Here is a 5478-nt window from a genome sequence, read left to right on the forward strand (position 1 = left end):
TGACCTCGGGGTAGCCGTTCAATGCCCGACTGACCGTGGTCTGCGAAAGCGACAGCATGTGCGACAGTTGCTTGAGGTTCATCGGAGGCCTCCAGCCTCAAAGCGCTTTCAATTTTAATCGACCCGATGATGGCTGGCGCAATCGCCAGACGAGGTGAGCTTAGAGGCGCATCGACCGTGTTTGAAGCCAAAATTGCTGCTGCAGCGCCAAAAAAGCTTGCTGCACTGCACTTTCTTCAAGCATTCGGCCTTTTTTAAATCGATTAGCAACACGAGCCTCTTGACTTCATGACGATTCAATGGCGAGATCAAGTTAGCCAAAGCGCTTTGGAACACTCTTCGAAAGGTTGCGGTTGCCTTCTCGCTGAGTCACAGTTCCGTGGGCGTTGCGGATGAAATGGAGGTTTCGTCCGAACTGTCTCAACACTGGGAGGACTGCGATGAAGAAAATGCTTCTCTTGGGTGCCGCGTTCGCTGCGCTCACCCTTGGCCTGCCGGCACATGCCGAACTGAAGTTCAAGCCGGGCGAGGATTCGAAATTCCACTGGGCGAACTACGACGACCTCAAGAAGGTCGACCTCAAGGGCGAGACGCTGACGATCTTCGGACCCTGGCGCGGCGAGGACGAGACGCTTGTGCGCTCGGTCCTCGACTATTTCCAGGAAGCGACCGGCGCCGAGGTCAAATATTCCTCATCCGAGAATTATGAGCAGCAGATCGTCATCGACACCCAGGCCGGCAGCCCGCCCAACATCGCCGTCCTGCCGCAGCCTGGCCTGATCCAGGATCTCGCCTCCAAGGGCGTGCTGACCCCGCTGGGCGACGACGTCGCCGCCTGGATCAAGGAAAACTATGCCGCCGGCGACTCCTGGGCCAAGCTCGGCACCTATACGGGCAAGGACGGCAAGCCCGGCTTCTATGCCTTCCCCTACAAGATCGACGTGAAGGGCCTGGTCTGGTACTCGCCGGATAATTTCGATGAGGCCGGCTACAAGGTGCCGAAGACCCAGGAAGAGCTCGCTGATCTCGAAAAGAAGATCGTCGCCGACGGCGGCAAGCCATGGTGCATCGGGCTGGGTTCGGGCGGCGCCACGGGCTGGCCGGCGACCGACTGGGTCGAGGACATCATGCTGCGCACGCAGCCGCCGGAAGTCTACGACAAGTGGACGAAGAACGAAATCCCGTTCACCGACCCGGCCGTGGTCAACGCCATCGACATCTTCGGCAAGATCGCCACCGACGACAAGATGGTGGACGGCGGCGCCAAGGCGGTCGCGGCGACGGACTTCCGCGACAGTCCGAAGGGCCTCTTCACCGTGCCGCCCAAGTGCTACATGCACCATCAGGCGTCGTTCATTCCTTCCTTCTTCCCGGAGAACGTGAAGCTCGGCCAGGATGCGGACTTCTTCCCCTATCCGCCCTACGCCTCCAAGCCGGAGCTGGGCACGCCGCTGGAAGTGGCCGGAACGCTGGTGATGATCACCAAGGACTCCAAAGCCTCGCGCGAGTTCATCAAGTTCCTGCAGATGCCGCTCGCGCATGAATTGTGGATGGCGCAGAAGAGCTTCGTCACCCCGTTCAAGGCGGCCAACAAGGACGCCTATGGCAGCGACGCGCTGAAGAAGCAGGGCGAGATCCTCGTTGGAGCCACGACGGTGCGGTTCGACGGCTCCGACCTGATGCCCGGCAAGGTCGGCGCGGGCTCGTTCTGGACCGGCATGATCGACCTGGTCGGCGGTAAGTCCGCGCAGGACGTCGCCGCCGACATCCAGAAAAGCTGGGATGCCATCAAGTAGTCATCCGGCAAACAGGCCGCCGCGCGCGGCCTGATATTTTCCTCATCCTCCACCAGGATCCGGGCTACGGCCCGGATTCGACCGGCGGTCCACGCCGGAAGCCTTCGCGTTTCGATCGTTCCGAAAAACCGAAAATCGGTGCATCCGACCGCCAGCCCCGGCTGGCCGGTCATGCGCAGGGAGAGGGACCCATGGCGGCTCAGATTTTCTCGGCCATATTCGTCATCATCATCGGCGTCGGCGGCTGTGTCGCCTATTTCTGGGGCGCCAACAAACTGCTCGATCTCGTTTTCCCGTCGCGCGGCGTCTCAGGCGCGGCAGCCGTCGACAATCTGCGCCGCCAGGGCCTGGTGCGGCCCTGGCTGTTCGTCGGCCCGGCGATGATCATCCTCACCATCTATCTGATCTACCCGGTGATCGAGACGCTGCGGCTCTCCTTCCTCGATCGCGGCGGCGAGAATTTCGTCGGCCTCGCCAATTACGAGTGGGCGTTCGGCGACCACGATTTCCGCAACTCGATCCTCAACAACATCCTGTGGCTGGCGGTGGTGCCGGCGGCCTGCACCTTCCTCGGGCTGATCATAGCCGTGCTCACCGACAAGATCTGGTGGGGCACGATCGCCAAGAGCCTGATCTTCCTGCCGCTCGCCATCTCCTTCGTCGGCGCCAGCGTGATATGGAAGTTCATCTACGAGTACCGCGGCGAGGGCCAGGTGCAGATCGGCCTGCTCAACGCCATCATCCAGTATTTCGGCGGCCAGCCGCAGGTGTGGATATCGCTGCCGTTCTGGAACAATTTCTTCCTCATGGTGATCCTGATCTGGATCCAGACAGGGTTTGCGATGGTCATCCTGTCGTCGGCGCTGCGCGGCATCCCGGAAGAGACGCTCGAGGCTGCGGTCATCGACGGCGCCAACCCGTTCCAGATCTTCTGGAAAATCATGGTGCCGCAGATCTGGGGCACGATCGCGGTGGTGTGGACCACCATCACCATCCTGGTGCTGAAAGTGTTCGACATCGTGCTGACCATGACCAACGGCCAATGGAACAGCCAGGTGCTGGCCAATCTGATGTTCGACTGGATGTTCCGCGGCGGCGGCGATTTCGGCCGCGGCGCGACCATCGCCATCATCATCATGATCGCGGTCATCCCGATCATGGTCTGGAACATCCGCCAGGCCAACAAAGAGACGGGAGGGCATTGAGATGGCCGCGTCCACCGGAAAGTCGTTCGTCAGCCGCTTCGGCGTTCATATCGCCGTGCTGGTCTTCGTCGTCATCTGGACCATCCCCACGCTCGGCATTCTCGTCTCGTCGCTGCGCGACAAGGACCAGATCATCGCATCGGGCTGGTGGAATTCCTTCGCCAGCTCCAGCCAGACCGAGGCCGGGCGGCTGCCGGCCGCCTCGGCGCAGACGCAGAAGGACGGCAAATATGTCATCGAAGGCAACGTCTTCGGCGACGGCGCCAAGCGCGACATCAGCGCGTTTGGCGTCAAGGCGGCGGCGCCGACGCAATACAAGGCCGGCACGGCGGCTGATCTTGGCGACGGCGTCACCTTGCAGGTGAACGCGGATGGCAGCTTCGTGCTCGCCTCGCCGCAGGCATTCGAAGGCGATCGCGGCCAGCGCGTCTATTACGCCTCCTCGGCGCCGCCGAAATTCACCGCCGAGAACTACGATGCGGTGCTTTTTTCCGAAGGCATCGGCCGCTCGTTCATGAACTCGCTGACGGTGACCATTCCGGCAACGATCATCCCCATCCTGATCGCGGCCTTCGCGGCCTATGCGCTCGCCTGGATGCGCTTTCCCGGCCGGGCGGTGCTGATTGCCGTCATCATCGGCCTGCTGGTCGTGCCGCTGCAGATGTCGCTCATCCCGCTGCTCAAGCTCTATAACGGCGTCGGCACCTTCTTCGGCGTGCCGTCCAAGACCTATCTCGGCATCTGGCTGGCGCATACCGGCTTCGGCCTGCCTTTCGCCATCTATCTGCTGAGGAGCTACATCGCCGGCCTGCCGCGCGAGATCATGGAATCGGCGCGCATCGACGGCGCCAGCGATTTCGAGATCTTCGTCAAGATCGTGCTGCCGCTGTCGTTCCCGGTGCTTGCCTCCTTCGCCATCTTCCAGTTCCTATGGGTATGGAACGATCTGCTGGTGGCGATGGTTTTCCTCGGCACGGCGCCCGATCAGATCGTGCTGACGGCCAAGCTCAACGCGCTGCTCGGCTCACGCGGCGGCAATTGGGAGATCCTCACGACATCGGCATTCATCACCATCATCGTGCCGCTGATCGTGTTCTTCTCGCTGCAACGCTATTTCGTCCGCGGGCTGCTTGCCGGCTCGGTGAAAGGAGGTTGAAGACATGCAATCGGCTTTGAAGGCGACTTCGAGACCAGACCCTGCGATCGACCGCGACTGGTGGCGGGGCGCGGTGATCTATCAGATCTATCCGCGCTCCTACCAGGACTCCAACGACGACGGCATCGGCGATCTGAAGGGCATCGTTCAGCGTCTGCCCTACATCGCTTCGCTCGGCGTCGACGCCATCTGGATCTCGCCCTTCTTCAAATCGCCGATGAAGGATTTCGGCTATGACGTCTCGGATTACTGCGATGTCGACCCGATGTTCGGCACGCTCGCCGATTTCGACGCGCTGGTGGCGGAGGCCCATCGCTTGGGCCTCAAGGTGATGATCGACGAGGTGCTGTCGCACACCGCCGACATCCACCCGTGGTTCAAGGAAAGCCGCTCCAGCCGCAGCAATCCAAAGGCTGACTGGTATGTGTGGGCCGACGCCAAGCCGGACGGCACGCCGCCCAACAACTGGCTGTCGATCTTCGGCGGCTCGGCCTGGCAGTGGGACACCAGCCGCCAGCAATATTACATGCATAATTTCCTGGCCGAACAGCCCGACCTCAACTTCCACAATGGAGAAGTCCAGGACGCGCTGCTCGACATCACCCGCTTCTGGCTGGAACGCGGGGTCGACGGTTTTCGGCTCGACACGATCAACTTCTATTTCCACAGCCAGGGGCTGGAGGACAATCCGCCGCTGCCGCCGGAACAGCGCAACGACCAGACCGCACCCGCGGTCAATCCCTACAACTACCAGGACCATATCTACGACAAGAGTCGGCCGGAAAATCTCGGCTTCCTCGAGCGCTTCCGCGCGCTTCTGGACGAATATCCGGCACAGGCCGCCGTCGGCGAGGTCGGTGACTCTCAGCGCGGCCTGGAAGTGGTCGCCGCCTACACCGCCGACGGCAAGCGCGTGCACATGTGCTATTCCTTCGACTTCCTGGCGCCGGAAAAGATCAGCGCGGCGAAAGTGCGCGCGGTGCTGGAGGCCTTCGGCCGGGTCGCCAGCGACGGCTGGTCGTGCTGGGCTTTCTCCAACCATGACGTGATGCGGGTCGCCTCGCGCTGGGCCGCCAACGAGACGGACCCGACCGCCTATCTGAAGGTGATCTCGGCGCTTCTGATGTCGCTGCGCGGCTCGGTATGCATCTACCAGGGCGAGGAACTCGGCCTTGGCGAAGCGGAGCTGAAGTTCGAGGACCTGCAGGACCCCTATGGCATCCGCTTCTGGCCGGAGTTCAAGGGCCGCGACGGCTGCCGCACGCCGATGGTGTGGGAGGCCGCGGCCAAGAATGGCGGTCGAGAAGCCGCCATTCTTGGC

4 protein-coding genes are annotated in these 5478 nt (G+C 62.0%); all 4 read left to right on the forward strand.

Annotation, left to right across the window (positions count from 1 at the left end; all coding sequences use genetic code 11):
* The first annotated feature begins 440 nt into the window (after positions 1-440).
* Positions 441-1796 (forward strand): ABC transporter substrate-binding protein, encoded by a 1356-nt coding sequence (locus tag EOA28_RS23520; protein ID WP_126063161.1) that lies wholly within the window; start codon positions 441-443, stop codon positions 1794-1796.
* Positions 1797-1987: 191 nt separating this feature from the next.
* The gene (locus EOA28_RS23525; RefSeq protein ID WP_126079921.1) at positions 1988-3001 is read left to right on the forward strand and encodes a sugar ABC transporter permease; all 1014 of its coding nucleotides are present in this window, start codon (positions 1988-1990) and stop codon (positions 2999-3001) included.
* Position 3002: 1 nt separating this feature from the next.
* A complete protein-coding gene (locus tag EOA28_RS23530) occupies positions 3003-4157 on the forward strand; it encodes a carbohydrate ABC transporter permease (protein ID WP_127252608.1) in 1155 nt (384 codons plus the stop codon).
* 4 nt (positions 4158-4161) lie between these two features.
* Positions 4162-5478 (forward strand): alpha-amylase family glycosyl hydrolase (locus EOA28_RS23535; RefSeq protein WP_128315327.1); only part of this gene is annotated, 1317 nt, incomplete at its 3' end.

Source organism: Mesorhizobium sp. M2A.F.Ca.ET.067.02.1.1, from assembly GCF_004023285.1.
In the GTDB taxonomy this organism is placed as follows: domain Bacteria; phylum Pseudomonadota; class Alphaproteobacteria; order Rhizobiales; family Rhizobiaceae; genus Mesorhizobium.